General features: G+C 45.9%; 14 protein-coding genes. 4 read left to right on the top strand and 10 right to left on the bottom strand.

The features are described from left to right. Nucleotides 1-222 precede the first annotated feature (222 nt). Together Q9R46_RS11005 and Q9R46_RS11010 are read left to right on the top strand one after the other, a co-directional pair. Entirely contained in the window at nt 223-1314 is a 1092-nt protein-coding gene (locus tag Q9R46_RS11005; protein WP_311280066.1) for a permease, read from the top strand. 146 nt (nt 1315-1460) lie between these two features. After that, a complete protein-coding gene (locus tag Q9R46_RS11010; RefSeq protein ID WP_311280067.1) occupies nt 1461-2456 on the top strand; it encodes a TIGR03943 family putative permease subunit in 996 nt (331 codons plus the stop codon). A 719-nt stretch (nt 2457-3175) separates the two neighbouring features. Here Q9R46_RS11010 and Q9R46_RS11015 read toward each other — a convergent pair. From Q9R46_RS11015 to Q9R46_RS11040, 6 genes are all read right to left on the bottom strand, one after another. Further along, complete coding sequence (locus tag Q9R46_RS11015; RefSeq protein ID WP_145331336.1) at nt 3176-4477, bottom strand: pyrimidine-nucleoside phosphorylase; 1302 nt, start codon at nt 4475-4477, stop codon at nt 3176-3178. 607 nt (nt 4478-5084) lie between these two features. Further along, nucleotides 5085-5792: a purine-nucleoside phosphorylase gene (deoD, locus tag Q9R46_RS11020; protein ID WP_145331338.1), complete on the bottom strand. Its 708-nt coding sequence runs from the start codon at nt 5790-5792 to the stop codon at nt 5085-5087. Between the two features lie 283 nt (nt 5793-6075). Continuing rightward, nucleotides 6076-7254, bottom strand: a complete 1179-nt coding sequence (deoB, locus tag Q9R46_RS11025) for a phosphopentomutase (RefSeq protein WP_311280068.1) — start codon at nt 7252-7254, stop codon at nt 6076-6078. 36 nt (nt 7255-7290) lie between these two features. Then, nucleotides 7291-8481, bottom strand: coding sequence for a NupC/NupG family nucleoside CNT transporter (locus tag Q9R46_RS11030; RefSeq protein WP_311280069.1), 1191 nt, complete (start codon nt 8479-8481; stop codon nt 7291-7293). Between the two features lie 209 nt (nt 8482-8690). After that, nucleotides 8691-9338 carry a deoxyribose-phosphate aldolase gene (gene deoC, locus Q9R46_RS11035; protein WP_145332812.1) on the bottom strand — a complete coding sequence of 216 codons (648 nt, stop codon included), beginning with the start codon at nt 9336-9338 and terminating at the stop codon, nt 8691-8693. Nucleotides 9339-9647: 309 nt separating this feature from the next. Next, nucleotides 9648-10586 carry a DNA-binding transcriptional repressor DeoR gene (locus Q9R46_RS11040; protein WP_123066531.1) on the bottom strand — a complete coding sequence of 313 codons (939 nt, stop codon included), beginning with the start codon at nt 10584-10586 and terminating at the stop codon, nt 9648-9650. A gap of 307 nt (nt 10587-10893) precedes the next feature. On the opposite strand from Q9R46_RS11040, the gene Q9R46_RS11045 reads away from it, so the two are divergent. After that, nucleotides 10894-11520 carry an FMN-dependent NADH-azoreductase gene (locus Q9R46_RS11045; RefSeq protein WP_311280070.1) on the top strand — a complete coding sequence of 209 codons (627 nt, stop codon included), beginning with the start codon at nt 10894-10896 and terminating at the stop codon, nt 11518-11520. A 160-nt stretch (nt 11521-11680) separates the two neighbouring features. Here Q9R46_RS11045 and Q9R46_RS11050 read toward each other — a convergent pair whose 3' ends face one another. The 4 genes from Q9R46_RS11050 to Q9R46_RS11065 form a co-directional block, all read right to left on the bottom strand. Continuing rightward, nucleotides 11681-12037: a hypothetical protein gene (locus Q9R46_RS11050; RefSeq protein WP_145331347.1), complete on the bottom strand. Its 357-nt coding sequence runs from the start codon at nt 12035-12037 to the stop codon at nt 11681-11683. A 185-nt stretch (nt 12038-12222) separates the two neighbouring features. Beyond that, nucleotides 12223-12885 carry a class II aldolase/adducin family protein gene (locus Q9R46_RS11055; RefSeq protein ID WP_311280071.1) on the bottom strand — a complete coding sequence of 221 codons (663 nt, stop codon included), beginning with the start codon at nt 12883-12885 and terminating at the stop codon, nt 12223-12225. Nucleotides 12886-12900: 15 nt separating this feature from the next. Further along, nucleotides 12901-14421, bottom strand: a complete 1521-nt coding sequence (locus Q9R46_RS11060; protein ID WP_311280072.1) for a rhamnulokinase — start codon at nt 14419-14421, stop codon at nt 12901-12903. Nucleotides 14422-14446: 25 nt separating this feature from the next. Beyond that, complete coding sequence (locus Q9R46_RS11065) at nt 14447-16237, bottom strand: L-fucose isomerase (protein ID WP_311280073.1); 1791 nt, start codon at nt 16235-16237, stop codon at nt 14447-14449. A 513-nt stretch (nt 16238-16750) separates the two neighbouring features. On the opposite strand from Q9R46_RS11065, the gene Q9R46_RS11070 reads away from it, so the two are divergent. Next, the gene (locus Q9R46_RS11070) at nt 16751-17764 is read left to right on the top strand and encodes a LacI family DNA-binding transcriptional regulator (RefSeq protein WP_311280074.1); all 1014 of its coding nucleotides are present in this window, start codon (nt 16751-16753) and stop codon (nt 17762-17764) included. Nucleotides 17765-18032 lie beyond the last annotated feature (268 nt).

Below are 18032 nucleotides of genomic sequence, written 5' to 3' on the forward strand. Positions count from 1 at the left end.
TGATGTACATATGCTGATTTAGTTATATGGGCGATGTAATTAATCGTAATTATTACGATTAATTACATCGAGAACTATACCTTATTCCACCTTCGCTTGTCAACTAAGTCTCTTAGAGGAAACTTTTAATCGTAAAATAACTGATTAAGTGCCCGAATCGAAGTATGTTACGGCAAGTACAAGCATATATTCTAGCAAAGTTCTAGTAACGGAGGTCTTTTCATGAGAATCGCGGCTAGTTTGAAACTTCTCACCTTCCTGGTTCCCTGTGCCTTTCTGGTTCCGGTTATTATTGCGTTTGCCCCGGATCTCAATAAGGTCTGGAATAGTGAAGCGTTGCAAAATATAAAAACTTTATTTATCAGCATTTTTCTGGAGGCCGCCCCTTTCCTGCTCATGGGTGTGTTCCTGTCCTCTCTAATGCAATGGTTCGTATCGGAAGAGATGGTGCGAAGACTGACCCCTAAACATCCGGTTGGCGGCGTGCTTGTGGCGGGCCTTCTCGGTATTATTTTTCCCATCTGTGAATGCGGAATGATTCCGGTTGTACGGCGGCTTATGCATAAAGGCATGCCTGCATATATTGCGGTAACGTTTATTCTAAGCGGGCCTGTCGTCAATCCGATTGTGTTTACAGCAACCCTACTCGCTTTTCCTAGTCATCCAGAGATCACCATTGCTCGAATGGCCTTGGCTTTTGCTGTAGCGGCTGCCGTTGGCGGACTTGTATATTTGTTCGTAAAACGTAATCCTCTGCGCACACCCAAAGCAGTCGTAACCGAAGTAAAGACGCACCCTGGTTTCAAAATGGCTTCCTCACCTCATTCTCATAAACCAACACATACTCATACACATTCAGATGTTCACGCTCACTCGCACGGAAGCACCCATGACCATCATCACTCTCATAAAAAGGACTGGCGCAGCTTTTTCATCCACGCTGGGGACGAGTTTGTCGATATGAGCAAATACCTTGTAATTGGGGCGTTGATTACAGCATGTATTCAGACATTTGTGAGTCGCAGTGATCTTGTTGCGCTGGGGAATGGCCCGGTTGCCTCGTATATATTCATGATGGGCTTTGCTTATGTTCTGTCCTTATGTTCTACATCGGATGCTTTTGTTGCATCGGCTTTCTCACATACCTTTGCTTTAGGCCCGCTGATTTCCTTTCTTGTGCTCGGCCCGATGCTGGATTTCAAAAGCACGTTAATGTTGCTCTCCACCTTCCGTACCCGCTTTGTTATTGGCTTAAGTGTAGCGATTATCGTGTTGGTTTTTGCTGGGTCATGGCTGGTGAACTTCTTTGGATGATTGAGGTGAAACTGCTTCGAATGAAGAGTACTTGTTATGTTAATTAACAACATTAATCATTAATGCTGTTAATTAGTTTCCAAGATGGTGTCTACCTGATATAAAATGATCCAAAAATTGATTTCCATGAGAAAGGAGTGCAGGTCATGGGTCACGCAAATCATGAGATAAACAAGAACTTTTTTTCGAAAAGGATCGCCATTCAATGGCATACGCTCATTCGTGCAGGCTGGATTGGCAGTCTGGCTGTGTATATTATGCACCTCAAATCGGGCAATTCTCTACATTACTATCTGGCTCCTACGATGCAAAAGCTGCTTCTCGGTTGTGCTATTCCCCTCCTGTTTATTGCTGTGATTATGGCATGGCATGCTTTTTGGAGTCGAAATGAATTCGATTGCGATTGTGAGCATGTCCCTCCTTCCGGCGTTATTCGTAGTTCAATGGTCTACGGTTTGATTACTTTGCCACTATTGCTAGGTTTTCTACTACCTGATCATGCTTTAGGCAGTTCGATGGCTAGTCAGAAAGGAATGTCCTTGACGTACGCTCCGCCTGAAATAAGGCGTAAAGAACCGCTGCCAGATGTATCTGCAAAGTTGAGCGTGCAAGATTATACCGTCACGGAAGGCACAAAGCAGCAAAATGACAAGTTATCTGAGACACCTGCCCGTGTGCAGTTTGTTCCGCCCGATGAATACAGCCGCGAATTCGCGGAGCTGGCTGAAAAGTTATACGTACAACCTGTCATCCAGGTGTATCCAGAGATATTCTCGGAAACCCTCGGCACCATTGATATGTTCCAGCGGCAATTCACAGGTAAAGAGATTATGCTAACCGGCTTTGTTTACCGGGACGGTAACATGGAGCATACCTCTCATTTTGCATTAGGACGTTTTCTCGTGATGTGTTGTCCAGCAGATGCGGCTCCTTTCGGCGTGATGATTCATATTCCGGATGCCAACACATTTGAGAAGGACAGTTGGGTACAGATCCGTGGTACCATCGGCTCCGCGCAAGTCGACGGTAAAGATACGATGGAAATTCAGGCAACATCCGTAACACCGATTAACCAGCCCGCTTCTCCTTATATTTACACTAATTCCGATTCCGTCAAGGCATATGATCAGATCGTAAGGTGAGTAAGATCGTAAGTAAGTAAGTGAGATAGATAAAGTAGAGCATCATTGAGTTGAAGTGGAGCACTTTACGAAAAGATCGCCAGCACACTTTTATTTCTAACGATCTCAGATGAGCTTATTTAGGTGAAAATAGGCTTTTTGAAATTCTAACGATCACCAGAGAGCTTATTTTGCTGAAAACACAAGAAAAATGCCCTACCTCACTTCAAATTTAAGAAATAAGGTTTCCTGTGATCGTTAGAATATTTAAAGTCGGGAAATAGCCCAAATAGCGTTTCTGGTGATCGTTAGAAAATTAATCTCATTGGATCGTTTCAGACTCTCCCTATTGGGCACAAGTTAGTAGCCGAGCTGGTGATGATAATCACGATGATCATAACATTTTTAACTAACGAAGCGCACCTAAGTAGCACTTTCACGGTTCATTAGAGAACCAGAACATTGGACTGAGGTTTGTCGCATTATGTGCTCAGCCGTATATTCGAGTTTGCGTGCACTTCGTCTCCGAACAAAAAAGACGGGCAGATTAATATCTGCTCCGTCTTTTTTCATATATGATGTTCACCTGTGTGTTTACAAGTGTGTATTTACAATTTTGTGCCAGCAAAGAGATCTTGCGACAGTTTTGTGGCAGTCTAGCGGACTACAATCAGCAGGTAAGTCATGAATGCATCGTTACCCTGCTTACCTATCCCGCTTGTCTACCTTATTTTATCCTTTTACTCCGTTACGATATCATGAACCAATACAGGTGCATCGGCATGATCTGCAATGGTGATGTTTTCTTTGATTTTTGCAATCACGGCATCGACATCTTCACGATTTGCATGAATGGTTACCAAAGATTCACCGGCTTTCACTGAATCACCAACTTTTTTGTTCAGCATCAAACCAACCGCCAGATCGATCTCGGACTCTTTCGTTGCACGACCTGCACCAAGCAACATCGCAGCTGTTCCGATCTCATCTGCAACGATCCCAGCTACATACCCGTCACGATCTGCTGGAACTTCGATTAGATATTGTGCTTGTGGCAAGCGCTCTGGGTGGTCAACCACGGAAGCATCGCCGCCTTGGTTGGCCAAGAAATGTTTGAATTTCTCCAGCGCTTTACCGTTCTGGATGACTTCTTTGAGTTTCTCTTCCGCGTGCTCCAGTGAATCTGCTTTACCTGCGAGATATACCATCTGACGCCCCAGTGCCAGGCACAGTTCTTCCAGATCTTTCGGACCTTTACCTTGCAGTGTAAGAATTGCTTCTTTGACTTCCAGAGCATTACCGATGGCAAGACCCAGTGGCTGGGACATGTCGGAGATAACAGCCATCGTTTTACGGCCTACATTGTTACCAATGCTAACCATGGCGTGTGCCAATTCTTTAGCATCTTCTGTTGTTTTCATAAACGCACCTGCGCCTGTTTTTACGTCCAGTACGATCGCATCTGCACCTGCTGCGATTTTTTTGCTCATGATGGAGCTGGCGATCAATGGGATCGAGTTTACTGTTGCCGTTACGTCACGAAGTGCGTACAGCTTTTTGTCGGCAGGTGTCAGGTTGCCACTTTGACCGATAACCGCTACTTTATGTTCGTTTACGAGACGAATAAACTCTTCTTTTTCAAGCTCAACGTGGAAACCCGCAACGGATTCCAGCTTGTCCGTAGTACCGCCCGTGTGCCCCAGACCGCGACCAGACATCTTCGCAACAGGTACATCGAGTGCAGCAACGAGTGGCGCAAGCACCAGTGTCGTCGTGTCTCCCACGCCTCCAGTGGAGTGTTTATCTACTTTGATGCCTTCAATCGCAGATAGATCGATCGTTTCGCCAGAGTTTACCATCGACATCGTCAGATCGGCACGTTCCTTATCCGTCATATCCTTGAAAAATACAGCCATCGCCCATGCGCTGACTTGGTAATCCGGGATTTCTCCTTGTGTATATCCTTGAACGACGAAATCGATCTCTTCTGTGGTCAGTTCTTTTCCGTCACGTTTTTTAGCAATAATGTCTACCATTCTCATGATGACCTCTCCTTTTGTAAAATGGATTGTATAGAACACGTGTTGAGCGGGACCGTTCCGTACCCGGATCGTTCTTTCGATCGCTGTTGTCTTCACCTTTTTTGAATATCCTTTTCTGAGGTTAAAATGTGAAGTCAAAGGCGAGCGCTTCGCTTCTCCAGAATCGATTCCGGTTCCTCGACTCCGTGCTTCAACACCAGTTTCGATACAATCCATTAGGGATTGTTTAATGTTTACCATTGAGCGGGACCGTTCCGTACCCGGATCGTTCTTTCGATCGCTGTTGTCTTCACCTTTTTTTGAATATCCTTTACTGAGGTTAAAATGTGAAGTCAAAGGCGAGCGCTTCGCTTCTCCAGAATCGATTCCGGTTCCTCCACTCCGTGCTTCAACACCAGTTTCGATACAATCCATTAGGGATTGTTTAATGTATACCGTTGAGCGGGACCGTTCCGTACCCGGATCGTTCTTTCGATCGCTGTTGTCTTCACCTTTTTTTGAATCACCTTTACTGAGGTTAAAATGTGAAGTCAAAGGCGAGCGCTTCGCTTCTCCAGAATCGATTTCGGTTCCTCCACTCCGTGCTTCAACACCAGTTTCGATAGGTTTACAGTGTAATTGCTGTATCCAACGCCACAACCATCATGTCGTTAAATGTTTTTTGACGCTCTTCAGCTGATGTTTCTTCCCCTGTCAGCAAGTGATCGCTTACCGTCAGGATTGTCAAAGCGTTCACGCCAAATTTCGCGGCAATCGTGTAAAGCGCTGTTGTTTCCATCTCCACGCCGAGCACGCCGTGTTTCATCAATTTCTCAGTCACGGAACGGTCATCGCGATAGAAGGAATCGGAGCTAAATACGTTACCGACGTGGATTTTCATGCCTTTTGCAGTAGCACGATCATACGCTTCTTTCAATAACGAGAAGGTCGCAATTGGTGAGAAATCATATCCACCGAAAACATGTTTGTTCATGCTGGAATCCGTACAAGCTGCTTGTGCAAGGACAACGTCACGTACACGTACATGCTCCTGCATTCCTCCGCAAGTACCTACACGAATCAGGTTTTTCACGCCATACTCGCTAATAAGCTCGTTCGCATAGATTGCGAAGGATGGAATCCCCATACCCGAACCTTGCACCGAAATCCGGTGACCTTGATATGTACCTGTGAAACCGAGCATGCCACGAACTTCGTTGTAACAAACAACGTCTTCCAAATACGTGTCAGCAATGTATTTCGCGCGCAACGGATCTCCTGGCAAAAGGATCGTTTCTGCGATATCTCCTGGTTTTGCTCCGATATGTGTACTCATGTGTAATCTCCTCCGATATAAATGATCTTTAGTGCGATATACATGACCTGTAGTTCTTGATGTCGAGTCTTGTTGTGATCAAGTTTTGTTGATATCAAGTAATGTTAGAGCAACTTTTCACGCTACGGTCTCCCAGACTCTTTCCTCAACTTCGGCATTATAGCACAGTGAGTCGTATCCAGGCAGAGCAGGCACGCAGAAGATGAATCCAACCATCCTGAACTGCCTTCTCTTCCCAAGACATTATTTAAAATATGTTTATTACATCCGCATCTGAACGAGGTTATTTCAACTCATTCAAAAAGCTTTTACCATACTCCGGTAATTTCACACCAAAGTTATCAGCTACGGTAGCACCGAGATCGGCAAACGTGCTACGCAGTTCAAGCTTTTTACCCTCACTGAAACGTGGGGAGTAAGCAAGCAGTGGTACATATTCACGCGTATGATCTGTGCCGCGATAGGTTGGATCGTTACCATGGTCAGCTGTAATCAGCAACAGATCATCATTTGTCATTTTCGCAAAAATCTCTGGTAAACGTGCATCATAATCTTCGAGGGCTTGCGCATAACCTTGCGGATCGCGGCGGTGACCGTATAATGCATCAAAATCAACCAGGTTCAGGAAGCTGAGTCCGGTAAATTCTTCGTCCAGCGTCTCAGATAACTTGTCCATCCCATCCATGTTGGATACGGTGCGAACAGCTTTCGTTACGCCTTCACCGTCATAAATGTCGGAGATTTTACCCAAAGCAATCACATCCAAGCCGCCATCTTTCAATTCATTCATTACCGTGCGGCCGAACGGTTTCAGCGCGTAGTCATGACGGTTCGCAGTACGTTTCCAGTTCCCCGCTTCACCGACGAACGGACGGGCAATAATACGGCCAAGCATGTACGGATCTTCAAGCGTGATTTCACGGCAGAACTCACAGATTTCATACAGTTCTTTCAAAGGAACAACGTCCTCGTGGGCTGCAATTTGAAGGACAGAGTCCGCTGACGTGTACACGATCAACGCACCTGTTTCCACATGCTCCGCACCCAGTTCATCCAAAATTTCCGTACCGCTGGCTGGTTTATTACCAATGACCTTACGGCCCGTTTTCTCTTCAATGCGCTGAATTAACTCATCCGGGAAGCCGTTCTCGAACACGCGGAAAGGTGTATCAATGTACAACCCCATGATCTCCCAGTGACCTGTCATCGTGTCTTTCCCACGGGAAGCTTCCTGCATTTTGGTGTAATACGCTTTGGGTTTATCCGCCAAAGGGATACCCTGGATTGGTTCAATGTTGGACAGTCCGAGACTTGCCATATTTGGCATGTTCAGACCACCACGCTCACGTGCAATGTGACCCAACGTATCGACGTCAAAGTCATCAAATTCGGCTGCATCCGGCGCTTCACCGATTCCTACAGAATCCATAACGATCAGATGTACTCTTTTGAATGTTGACATAACTTAAGCACTCCTTCCAGCTTCCGATAATCTGACTTACAAAAACAGTCCAGTGATGATCGCGGACAGCACGCTGACCAGCGATGCACCATAAAGCAACTTCAGACCGAAGCGGGCCACCACATTGCCCTGTTTCTCATGAAGTCCCTTCACCGCACCGGCAATAATACCGATGGAGGAGAAGTTGGCGAAGGATACGAGGAAGACGGATACGATTCCTGTTGTTCTGGCAGACAATGCCGTTTGCTCGCTCAAACTCAGCATCGCAACAAATTCGTTGGACACCATTTTAGTAGCCATAATGCTGCCTGCCTGAATCGCTTCTTTCCAAGGGACACCCATAACAAAGGCAAACGGTGCAAACACATACCCAAGCAGTTCCTGGAACGAAATACCGATTACAGCGCTAAATATTCCGTTAATCAAGGCAATCAGAGCGACAAAACCGATCAGCATCGCCGCTACGACAATTGCTACTTTGAATCCGTCCAGAATGTATTCTCCCAGCATTTCGAAGAACGATTGTTTCTCTTCTTCCCGCACTTCCAATATATCTTCTTCCGCCGTAACCCGATACGGATTGACGATGGAAGCGATAATAAAACCGCCGAAAAGGTTAAGCACAAGCGCTGTCACTACATATTTCGGTTCAATCATTGTCATATAGGCGCCGACAATGGACATCGATACCGTGGACATTGCTGATGCACAAAGGGTGTACAGCCGATGTTTCGGCAGTAGCCCGATTTGTTTTTTCACGGAGATGAACACTTCAGATTGCCCCAGAATGGCCGAAGCAACCGCGTTATATGATTCCAGTTTGCCCATTCCGTTGATTTTGCTCAGTACCAGACCAATATATTTTATAACAAAAGGTAAGATTCGGATATACTGCAGGATACCAATTAAGGCAGAGATGACCACAATCGGCATTAGCACAGTCAGGAAAAACGGACCACTCCCGCCTTCTGCTCCAATGTTGATCAGACCACCGAAAACAAAGGTGATCCCTTCGGCTGCATAATCAAGCAAGTTTTTAAATACGGTGGAAAATCCGCCAATCAGCCAGGTTCCCACTTCCGTATTCAGCAAAGCGTAAGCCAATATAATCTGCAAAACAATCATTACCGCAAGCGGTCGGTATCGAATCTGTTTCTTGCCGTTACTGGCGATATAAGCCAGTCCAAAAACAACGAGTAAGCCAAGGATGGCAATAATGTATTTCATGTGATCTCTCCTTTGAAGGTCGTTAATCCCGTTGTATAAACTGCTCAAAGGGTTACTGAATCTTATTTTGTGTCATTTCATAACATATGATTTCAGAAATTTTTATAAAGCGCTTACAAACAACAGGATATATTACGTTGCATGTTCAAGTGAAAAATGGCCCTGAACCCTGTCATGCATTTCAGGCAGAGTTCAGGAGTTTAACCATTTTAATAAGAAGAAGTGGACTGACCACCTTGCATGATTTTCACGCCAGAGCTTGCTCCGATCCGTGTCGCACCAGCTTCAATCATTTTCTGCATATCTTCGAGACTGCGAACGCCGCCAGAAGCTTTAACTCCTACGTCTGGACCAACGGTACGGCGCATCAGTGCGATATCTTCAGGTGTTGCCCCACCTGTGGAGAAACCAGTTGATGTTTTTACAAAATCTGCTCCGGCTCTGACAGCCGCTTGACAAGCACGTACTTTTTCATCATCTGTCAACAGACAAGTTTCAATAATTACTTTCACCAATGTACCTGCCGCAGCTTCAACTACAGCACGAATGTCCTGCTCTACGACATCATCTTTGCCGTCTTTCAGTGCGCTAATATTGATGACCATATCAACTTCTGTTGCCCCTTTAGCAATGGCATCTTTCGTTTCAAATGCCTTTGTTTCGGAAGTAGATGCCCCCAGAGGGAAACCAATAACTGTACAGATATCTACGCCAGTGCCTTGAAGCTGCTCTGCAGCGTAAGAAACCCAACCCGGATTCACACATACCGATGCAAACTGGTACTGTTTTGCTTCTTCCGTCAGTTTTGTAATCTCATTCCGGGTTGCGTCTGCACGAAGCAACGTGTGGTCGATCATTTTGGCTAATTGTGGTGTAGTCAATTGAAATCTCTCCCTTATCTGAACTGGTGAACTTATATCCTTACACTACCATGAACATATGTAAAAATCAACTTGAACATTCGTTCACACTTCATTTTGTGGATCGAAAAGTGAACTTTGTGTTACACCAGTGGAAAATTCCTTCTTCCGTGTTTATTTTCCGCCTTACATAGCAAAACATCCGCCTGAATGTCATGGCAGATGTTGTCACTGTTGATACCAAATATGGAGTTGGGCAATTGACAAGAGTAGTCAGCCACATGAGTAACCGTTCTATTCGCTTTCCTATAAACGAAGCAACGCCTGCGCCGTGTATTGATCCGTAACCAGAATATTGGCATATTGGCCTTTCAGAGCCGCATGAATTGCTTCAATTTTGCGTCCGCCGCCAGCAACGAGAATCGATTTCTCCTTATTTCTTAATTCAGCCAAGTCAATCCCGACCGTCCTGCTGTTAATTTCCTCACTGATCAGATGCCCTTCCGCATCAAAAAAACGTGAACAAATGTCACCCGCACCGGACTTCATTAGAAGCTCCTGCTCTTGTTCGTTAAAGTATCCCAGCTTGAACAGAAGTGCATCCTCTTTCACGGTTCCCACCGTAAATATGGCGATGTTCGCCTGCCTTCCCAGTTCAACAATGCGTCCAATGTGGCGATCGGCCTCGACCATTTTTTTCACTTCAATATTATCGAAGATCACCGGAAGCGGCAGATACCTGGGAACCGTGTGGAACGCCTCTGCAAACAGATGCACAATATCCGCAGCGTATGTGTTTACATGGGAGTGGCTTACGCCCCCTTTGAGCTGTACCACTTCTACGCCTTTGACCTGTTTGGGCCTGAGTTGACGTGCGACCGCATGCATCGTTGTTCCCCAAGTTACGCCGATAATGTCCGCATCCTGCACCGTATCTTGTAAATAGTCCGCAGCTCTCTTGCTTATATGCTTCTGAATTTCTTCATCACTCTTCAAAGGTGCGAAACATACCAGTGCCGTCTCCAGATTGTATTTGGCTTTCAGTTCTCCGCCGATAATATCAATATCCTCCAGCGGGTCCATAATTTCAATGCGCACGTACCCTCGGTCTTTGGCATATTGAAGAAGTCTCGATACGGTAGGACGTGACACACCCAATCTTGAGGCAATATCCTGCTGACTGTAATCGGATTGATAATACAATTTTGCCGCTTCAATGCTTAATCGCTGTTTCTCCAAGTCCATTCCCATGTGCATTCATCTCACTCATCTTATTATCGTTTGCTCGCTTCGCTACAATACTTGTCTTTATATATTATACATATATTAAAGTTTCCATCACTATATTTTGCCAATAGGTCAGAATACATCCTACTTGCACTAATCAATGACTAAAATGCCTTCCACTTACTCGAACTTTTGAATAAAAAAAAGCAATACACATCATACTACTCCAGTCACTGAAGCTGTTTCGATGTTCTTGTTGATGTTCAGGTTCAATGTCCACCATCTAAAGATTCCAATTTACATTCGAAAGCGAGGATTCAACACAATGTCTACTTTATTGTATATTACTGCCCACCCGCACGATCATCAAACCTCGTTCAGTATGGCTGCCGGCAAAGCGTTTATTGATGCTTACAAAGAAAGTCATGCTTCAGACGAAATCATTCATCTCGATCTGTACCGTTCCCATATTCCACATATTGACGCGGATGTATTCAGTGGATGGGGCAAGCTGCAAGCTGGAGGCGACCTGAGCTCTGAAGAACAGTCCAAAGTGCAACGGCTGAATGAACTATCTGACCAGTTCGCGAATGCAGACAAATATGTATTCGTTTCACCACTGTGGAATTTCTCCTTCCCGCCTGTGCTTAAAGCATATATTGATTCCATCTGTGTAGCTGGCAAAACGTTTCGTTATACAGAGCAAGGTCCGGTAGGACTTCTGACGGATAAAAAAGCATTGCACATCCAAGCCCGTGGCGGTATCTATTCCGAAGGACCTGCGGCTCAGATGGAATCGGGACATCGTTATTTGGGCATCATCATGTCATTTTTGGGTGTACCGAAGCTGGATGGCATTTTTGTTGAAGGACATAACCAGTTCAGTGATCGTGCGGAGGAGATCAAACAAAAAGGAATTGAAGAAGCGCAGCGTTTTGCCAAGCAGTTCTAAGTGAGATATACCGGGCAACCTGCTGCAACTAGGACGCAACTATCATCCCCATGATAAATAAAACCCGCATCACAGCCCTTAGAGTGAATTTCTAGGGTTGATGCGGGTTTTTCGTGTAAATCCGTACGGTATAACGGTGTTGTATAACTTATATTTATGCTCAGCCCTTGTGCGTTCCGGCACTGGCACGGCTCATCGTTTCAAGCTTGCGAGTAATCGCATGACGGTCTATTTTCAGTCCCCAGATCAACTCGATAATCTGTTCTTTCTCTTCCGGGTGTTCGGCTTGTTTCAATTCCAGCAACAGAGCATGCATCTGCTCGTTAATGTCTTCAAACTGATTCCAGAGATCTTGCCGCACCTCGGTTGAATCCACGTGATGGTTGGCATCGACTTCTTCCTTCAATGCTTGCAGGATCGCGTCTTTCCATTCCTCATCACCAAGTTGTTTTGCAATGTTCAGGAGATCCAGATAATCGTCAACAAGAAGAGAGTTCAATTCAGCATATGTTTTCATCGTTTATTGCATCCCCTTTTCGTTCTATTTACCCAGTATTATACTCGGTATTTCAGGTAATGCAATAGTTGTCGAGAAAAAGGGAATCATTCGCTTGTTTAGATGTCATATTTTGACGAATCTCATCTCCTGGTAGTTCTCCCCTTGCGACTGTATAATATTTACTATTTTACGATTAAGTCAGATCAAGATTTAAGCTGTTGCAGTAGCTGAACTCGATAAGCTTCGCTTTCAAGGGATTGAATCTCTTTATATTCTGCATCCGTCAAAATTTTAGGTTCGCCTGCGGCCTTGGCAATCATATATACCTTGGCACTTTCTTCTACCACTTGTGTACGGTAATAGGCTTCGCGCAGATTTTTACCTGTCGTAACCAGACCGTGATTGACGAGAATAAGCGCAGCATGTTCGGTCACCTTAGCAGCAACGGCATCGGCGAGAAGCTTGGTCGTTGGCAGTAAGTAAGGCACAAATCCGATATCTCCAACTAGGGCGGACTGATCCGGAAACAGGTGCGGAAGATGCTCAAAAACAAGACTGAGGGCTATCGTATAAGCCGGATGCGTATGCACGATTGCTTGAATATCCGGGTTAGCACGATAGCTGAACAGATGCATGAGCACTTCAGACGAAGGACGGCTGGCTCCTGCTTGTGTCTCTCCTGTCTCCATATCAATCGCGATCCATTCATCCGGCTCCAGTTCCTCTAGCGCGAACCCGCTTGGAGATAAAAGTATCGTATTGCCTGAGCGTGCACTAATGTTACCTCCCGGCCCGACAACAAGTCCTTGAGTTACTGCCTTACGGGCATATTTGGTTAGTTCTTCTCTAATCTGCTGTTCAGACATGTTTCTCCCACTCCTTTATTGCTGGTGTTGTTTCCGTTGGTTGTATTGCCGGTACCTTCCATATGCTTCCTGCCAGCACTCTGAATCCTGAGGTGTATACATCTCCGTATCGAAGGAGGCCGATACAATGTCACGGATCTCGGGCAAACCACCTACTTCACCAAGAGCCACATATTGAAGCAGGCAATTGCCCGCCGAAGATGCCTCAACGGGGCCAGCAATTACCGGAACTCCCGTGGCGTTAGCCGTAAACTGACAGAGCAGGCGATTGTGGACACCACCGCCAACCATATGAATCACAGGAGGCCTTACGCCTGTAATCTGTTCAAGCTCATCCAGCGTTTGCCTGAACTCCAGTGCCAGATTTTCCAATATACAGCGAACGATGGCTCCAACGGATTCGGGAACCGGTTGGAACGTGCGCTCGCAATATTGCCTGATTCGTTTAGGCATATCGCCTGGGCTCATAAAAACATCATCTCCCGGCGATACCACCGATTGATGCGCACCTGCTGATACAGCAAGCTGGACTAACTCTTCGTGGGAGTATATTCGATTTTCCCGTTCCCACTGGCGTTTACACTCCTGAAGCAACCACAGACCTGAACGATTTTTCAGCGTTCTCACCTTACCGCTCACGGTTCCTTCATTCGTAAATCCAAGTTCAAGAGCCTGCACACTTAACACAGGTGAATCACGTTCCACCCCCATAAGGGACCAAGTTCCACAGCTAATAAATGCATAGTTCGATTCAGTCGCCGGGATCGCCGCAAGTGCTGAAGCCGTATCATGTGATCCCACGGAAACAACTTTCATGGGACCGGTGTGTAGTTCTCTAACCAGATCGTCTGATAAATGGCCTAGTACAGTGCCTGAGTGTACCAATCGTGGAAATAACGACACAGGTAAACCGAGGCGGCTCAATAATGGTTCATTCCATTTCACTTCCCCGCTATGCAACAAACCACTTGTGCTTGCTATCGTATACTCGCATGCTTGCTCGCCAGACAGATAATAGTTAAATAGGTCCGGCAGGAATAATAGACGTGTATCAGCATCCGGATTCATTATACTATCTTGAGAATGGATCTTACTGTCCTGAAGTTCACCGAATAACTGAAATATCGTATTGATCTGCTGAGGTAGCACACCTGACATCGCATATAGCTCTTGTTCACTGACCATCTGAAGCACATCGTTCATCGATTTCGCATGACGTGTATCACGATAATGACGCGGATTCCTACGTAATCTTCCCGCACAGTCAATCAGTCCATAATCCACGCCCCAGGTATCCACCGCAATGGATGTTATTTGTCCCGCCATCCCTTCAGTGCCTTTCCGTATCCCTTGTTTCAGCTCGTAAAATAAACGAAGGAAATCCCAGTACAATTCACCCCGAAGCTGAACCGGCTCATTAGGAAAGCGATGAACCTCATGTAGCGTCAGTCTGCGTCCATCCAGAGCGCCCCGTACGACTCGACCACTTCCAGCACCGAAATCAGCAGCAAGCACATATGTAGCCTGATTGCTCATATGAAAGCCTCCTTAATTCGGCAACTCAACGATACAACGGTCCGAATACATGACAAGCGCGATAATCCGCACTTTCCGGCTCACTTGTGCCAAACAATCCCCATGCACGTGGACGGAAAATTTCTGTCTGAGGTACATTGTGCATATTTACGGGTATGCGCAGCATTGATGCTAAGGTAATCAAATCTGCACCGATATGTCCATAACAGATGGATCCATGGTTCGCTCCCCATTGATTCATCACCTCATAAACCGAAGTAAATGCTCCCGAACCCGTAAGAATTGGAGCAAACCAGGTCGATGGCCATGTGGGATCGGTGCGCTGATCCAGCGTGTCATGAACATGCTCTGGCAGATCCACCGTGTAACCTTGGGCAATCTGTAGCACGGGCCCCAATCCCTTAACGAGATTCAGACGGGTCATGGTTACAGGCATACCGCCTTTGGTCAAAAAGTCAGCCGAGTAGCCTCCCCCCCGGAAATACTCAACGGATGCCGGTCTCCATGAAGTCGCTTTCAGGCAACTTTGGACTTCTTCATCCGTAATTTTCCAAAAAGGTTTGAGCACAGGCTTGCCATCACTCGTTTGCTCCCCAGTCCCATCAAGGGCAGCAGAGCCGGAATTGATCAGATGCAGAATTCCCGCTGTCCCGTGCCCTTCCAGTTGATGTCCAGTCACACGTTTCACCGAACCAGGGCTCCAATACGTGCGGACATCCGCAAAAATCTGGGCCGTATGTGTCAATAGTGAACCAAACAACATGGATACACCGTTTAAACTGTCATTCTCCGTTGCCACAAGATAGGGTGCGCGTTTACCATTCCAATCGAACGTGGAGTTCAATATAGATTCCAGAAAATCTCCATTAGGCGCATGATCCGTCCATTGCCGCTGGCCCTGGAAACCGGAAACAATGGCATGATGGCCCATGGCCTCTTCTTCATATCCAAGCGTAGCAAGTTTCGGATTGCCAGCCATCAGATCACGTACGATTTGGGTCATTTTAACAACGGTCTTCCATTCGTCGTCTTTACGTTTTCGATCAGACTGAAGATGCTCGGGATTGTTATCCGGTCCTTCAATGCAATTTTCCTTCACCCAGGCTAGTGCCCGCTCGTATTCTTCAGGATCGTAAATTTCTTCTTCAATCCGCCGCGTCAATTCGCTCATATCCACATATTCGTTTCGCATGCCCAGATATTCTTGGAAAAAAGAATCATTGACGATGGAACCTGCAATCCCCATCGACACGGAGCCAATGGACAAATATGCCTGCCCCTTCATTGTGGCCGCCGCAAGTCCAGCACGGCTGAACCGGAGTAGCTTGTCACGCACATCATCTGGAATGCTAGTATCACCGCCGTCCTGAACATCTTCACCATAGATGCCGAACGCAGGAATCCCTTTCTGTGCATGTGCAGACAGCACGGCAGCCAAATATACGGCTCCCGGTCGCTCTGTGCCATTAAAGCCCCAGATGGCCGTTGGTATAGACGGTGACATATCCATCGTTTCCGTACCATAACACCAGCAAGGCGTTACCGTAATCGTTACACCAACATTCGAACGGCTGAACAACGCCGCGGCGGCGGCGGCTTCAGCAACACCGCCGATACAGGTCTCCGCGACCACGCATTCGACTGGAGAACCATCGGCATACCGAAGTTCGGATGAGATCAACTCAGCTACCGACGTTGCCATGCGCATCGTTTGCTCTTCCAACGACTCACGCACACCCTTGCGTCTGCCATCTATTGTGGGACGAATACCAATCTTAGGAAAAGCCTGTTGATAACGATAATCCTGATGAGTCATGCGAGAACGTCCTCCTTTTAGTGCATTTCAATAAATGCATGTGGAATTGAGAATATTCTGACTGAACGATGAGCAACAAAGGAAAAAGACATCAGATTACATTACGGGTGAATATTTGCCGATAACCACACGCGTTGAATGATTGAATACGTTTACATAATTTTTAAAAAATAAACCACTCTCATTAATCATCATCCAATGTCATTCACTGTACCTTGGTGGACAATGAAACCATCATGAAAATAACGAGAACGGTCACTTTGTTGAGTAAATAAATAAATTTATAGAGATTGTTATTCGAGAAACAACTTAGAAAACGATTATCTTAACTTTACTTAAAACGGATTGAAATAGAGCTTATGGAGCTTAATCCAGCAATTTAAAGACCAGTTAAGACCATAGAATGACCTTTTGGGTTATCGGTAACCCTAACTTACCACGCTCCTATGTTGCTGTCAATTACCATTATCCTTTAAAATGAAAGGACTATGCTGTGGAAAGGTTCGATTCCATTTGATTACAATCTATGATATTGCCAAAAAAGCAAATGTCTCTGCGATGACTGTCTCCAAAGTCATTAATCGCACAGGTCGCATCAGCACGGCTACACGTGAACGTGTGCAACAGGTCATCGATGAACTGGGCTACATTCCTAACTCCAATGCACGAAGTCTGGTGTTGCAGCGAACTCATATGGTGTCTTTGCTAATTACGGACATTACCAACCCTTTCTATACAACGCTGGCCCGTGGAGCGGAGGATGCCGCGCATCTTCGGGGTTATCGTGTTTTATTTGGCAACAGTGACGAGGATTATCGAAAAGAAAAAGATTACGTGGAGGCGATCCTGTCGACACGGGTAGATGGCGTGCTCTTTGCACCTGCAGGAGATCGCTCTCTTCCCCATCTGCAACAGTTGCAGGCTCGAAACATTCCATTTGTGTTTTTGGATCGAACCGTGCCCGGTATCACTTCAGATGTGATTGCCGGAGACAGCCGAGAAGGCGCAATAGAGCTTATACGTTACCTTATTCAACTTGGACACGAGCACATTGCACTGGTCAACGGTTCTTCTGAAGTTTCGACTGCCAGACTGCGTGAAGATGGTTATATCGAAGGACTGCAGGAAGCAGGGATTACACCTGATCCTTCACTTATACTTCGTACAAGCTATCGTGATTTTAGTGATGATGAAGGATTGGAACGTTTGCTCTCTAGGTCACAGCAACCTACAGCTATTTTTGCGGCAAACAACATGCTGGCGATTGGAGTGATCCGTCTGCTGCGCAAACGAGGAATCAGAGTACCCGAGGATATCTCTGTCGTTTGTTTCGATGACCTTGATCTGGCTTCCGCCTCTGATCCTTTTCTGACCGTCATTGCACAACCTGCTTATGAATTCGGATATCAAGGAATGAATATGCTGATAGACCGGATTGAAGGGAAACTGTCATCTGACGCTGAAAATATGATCCTATCTTCCGAGCTACGAATACGTACATCCGCTTCTGTTCCGCCTACTAATTGATGTTATACAAATTGAAGTAGAGATTTTACGCAGTTCCACGCCGATGACAGAATAACCTTGAGGGTAGCTGTTATCCCCGGATTTTTCTGCCCTCTTCGTTTATGTGTAAAAGAAAAGTTTAATTTATATATGTGATATATACACGAGAAAAAAGACAAAAAACAGGACCTGCCCGAGATCATATCTCTGGTCATCCTGTTTTTTTGCCTGATCAATTTAAGCTTTTAGTTGAATAACAAGCATATCTCTATCAGCTCACTTATAACGG

The organism is Paenibacillus sp. RRE4, from assembly GCF_031844205.1.
In the GTDB taxonomy this organism is placed as follows: Bacteria; Bacillota; Bacilli; order Paenibacillales; family Paenibacillaceae; genus Paenibacillus; species Paenibacillus xylanexedens_B.

Bases quoted from the DNA above. Each gene is read 5' to 3' on its own strand.
- Q9R46_RS11060 (WP_311280072.1), bottom strand. From the start codon at position 14,421: ATGAGCAATCAGGCTACATATGTGCTTGCTGCTGATTTCGGTGCTGGA.
- Q9R46_RS11055 (WP_311280071.1), bottom strand. From the start codon at position 12,885: ATGTCTGAACAGCAGATTAGAGAAGAACTAACCAAATATGCCCGTAAG.
- Q9R46_RS11040 (WP_123066531.1), bottom strand. From the start codon at position 10,586: ATGGACTTGGAGAAACAGCGATTAAGCATTGAAGCGGCAAAATTGTAT.
- Q9R46_RS11005 (WP_311280066.1), top strand. From the start codon at position 223: ATGAGAATCGCGGCTAGTTTGAAACTTCTCACCTTCCTGGTTCCCTGT.
- Q9R46_RS11015 (WP_145331336.1), bottom strand. From the start codon at position 4,477: ATGAGAATGGTAGACATTATTGCTAAAAAACGTGACGGAAAAGAACTG.
- deoC (WP_145332812.1), bottom strand. From the start codon at position 9,338: ATGATCGACCACACGTTGCTTCGTGCAGACGCAACCCGGAATGAGATT.
- deoD (WP_145331338.1), bottom strand. From the start codon at position 5,792: ATGAGTACACATATCGGAGCAAAACCAGGAGATATCGCAGAAACGATC.
- Q9R46_RS11065 (WP_311280073.1), bottom strand. From the start codon at position 16,237: ATGACTCATCAGGATTATCGTTATCAACAGGCTTTTCCTAAGATTGGT.
- deoB (WP_311280068.1), bottom strand. From the start codon at position 7,254: ATGTCAACATTCAAAAGAGTACATCTGATCGTTATGGATTCTGTAGGA.
- Q9R46_RS11010 (WP_311280067.1), top strand. From the start codon at position 1,461: ATGGGTCACGCAAATCATGAGATAAACAAGAACTTTTTTTCGAAAAGG.
- Q9R46_RS11045 (WP_311280070.1), top strand. From the start codon at position 10,894: ATGTCTACTTTATTGTATATTACTGCCCACCCGCACGATCATCAAACC.
- Q9R46_RS11030 (WP_311280069.1), bottom strand. From the start codon at position 8,481: ATGAAATACATTATTGCCATCCTTGGCTTACTCGTTGTTTTTGGACTG.
- Q9R46_RS11050 (WP_145331347.1), bottom strand. From the start codon at position 12,037: ATGAAAACATATGCTGAATTGAACTCTCTTCTTGTTGACGATTATCTG.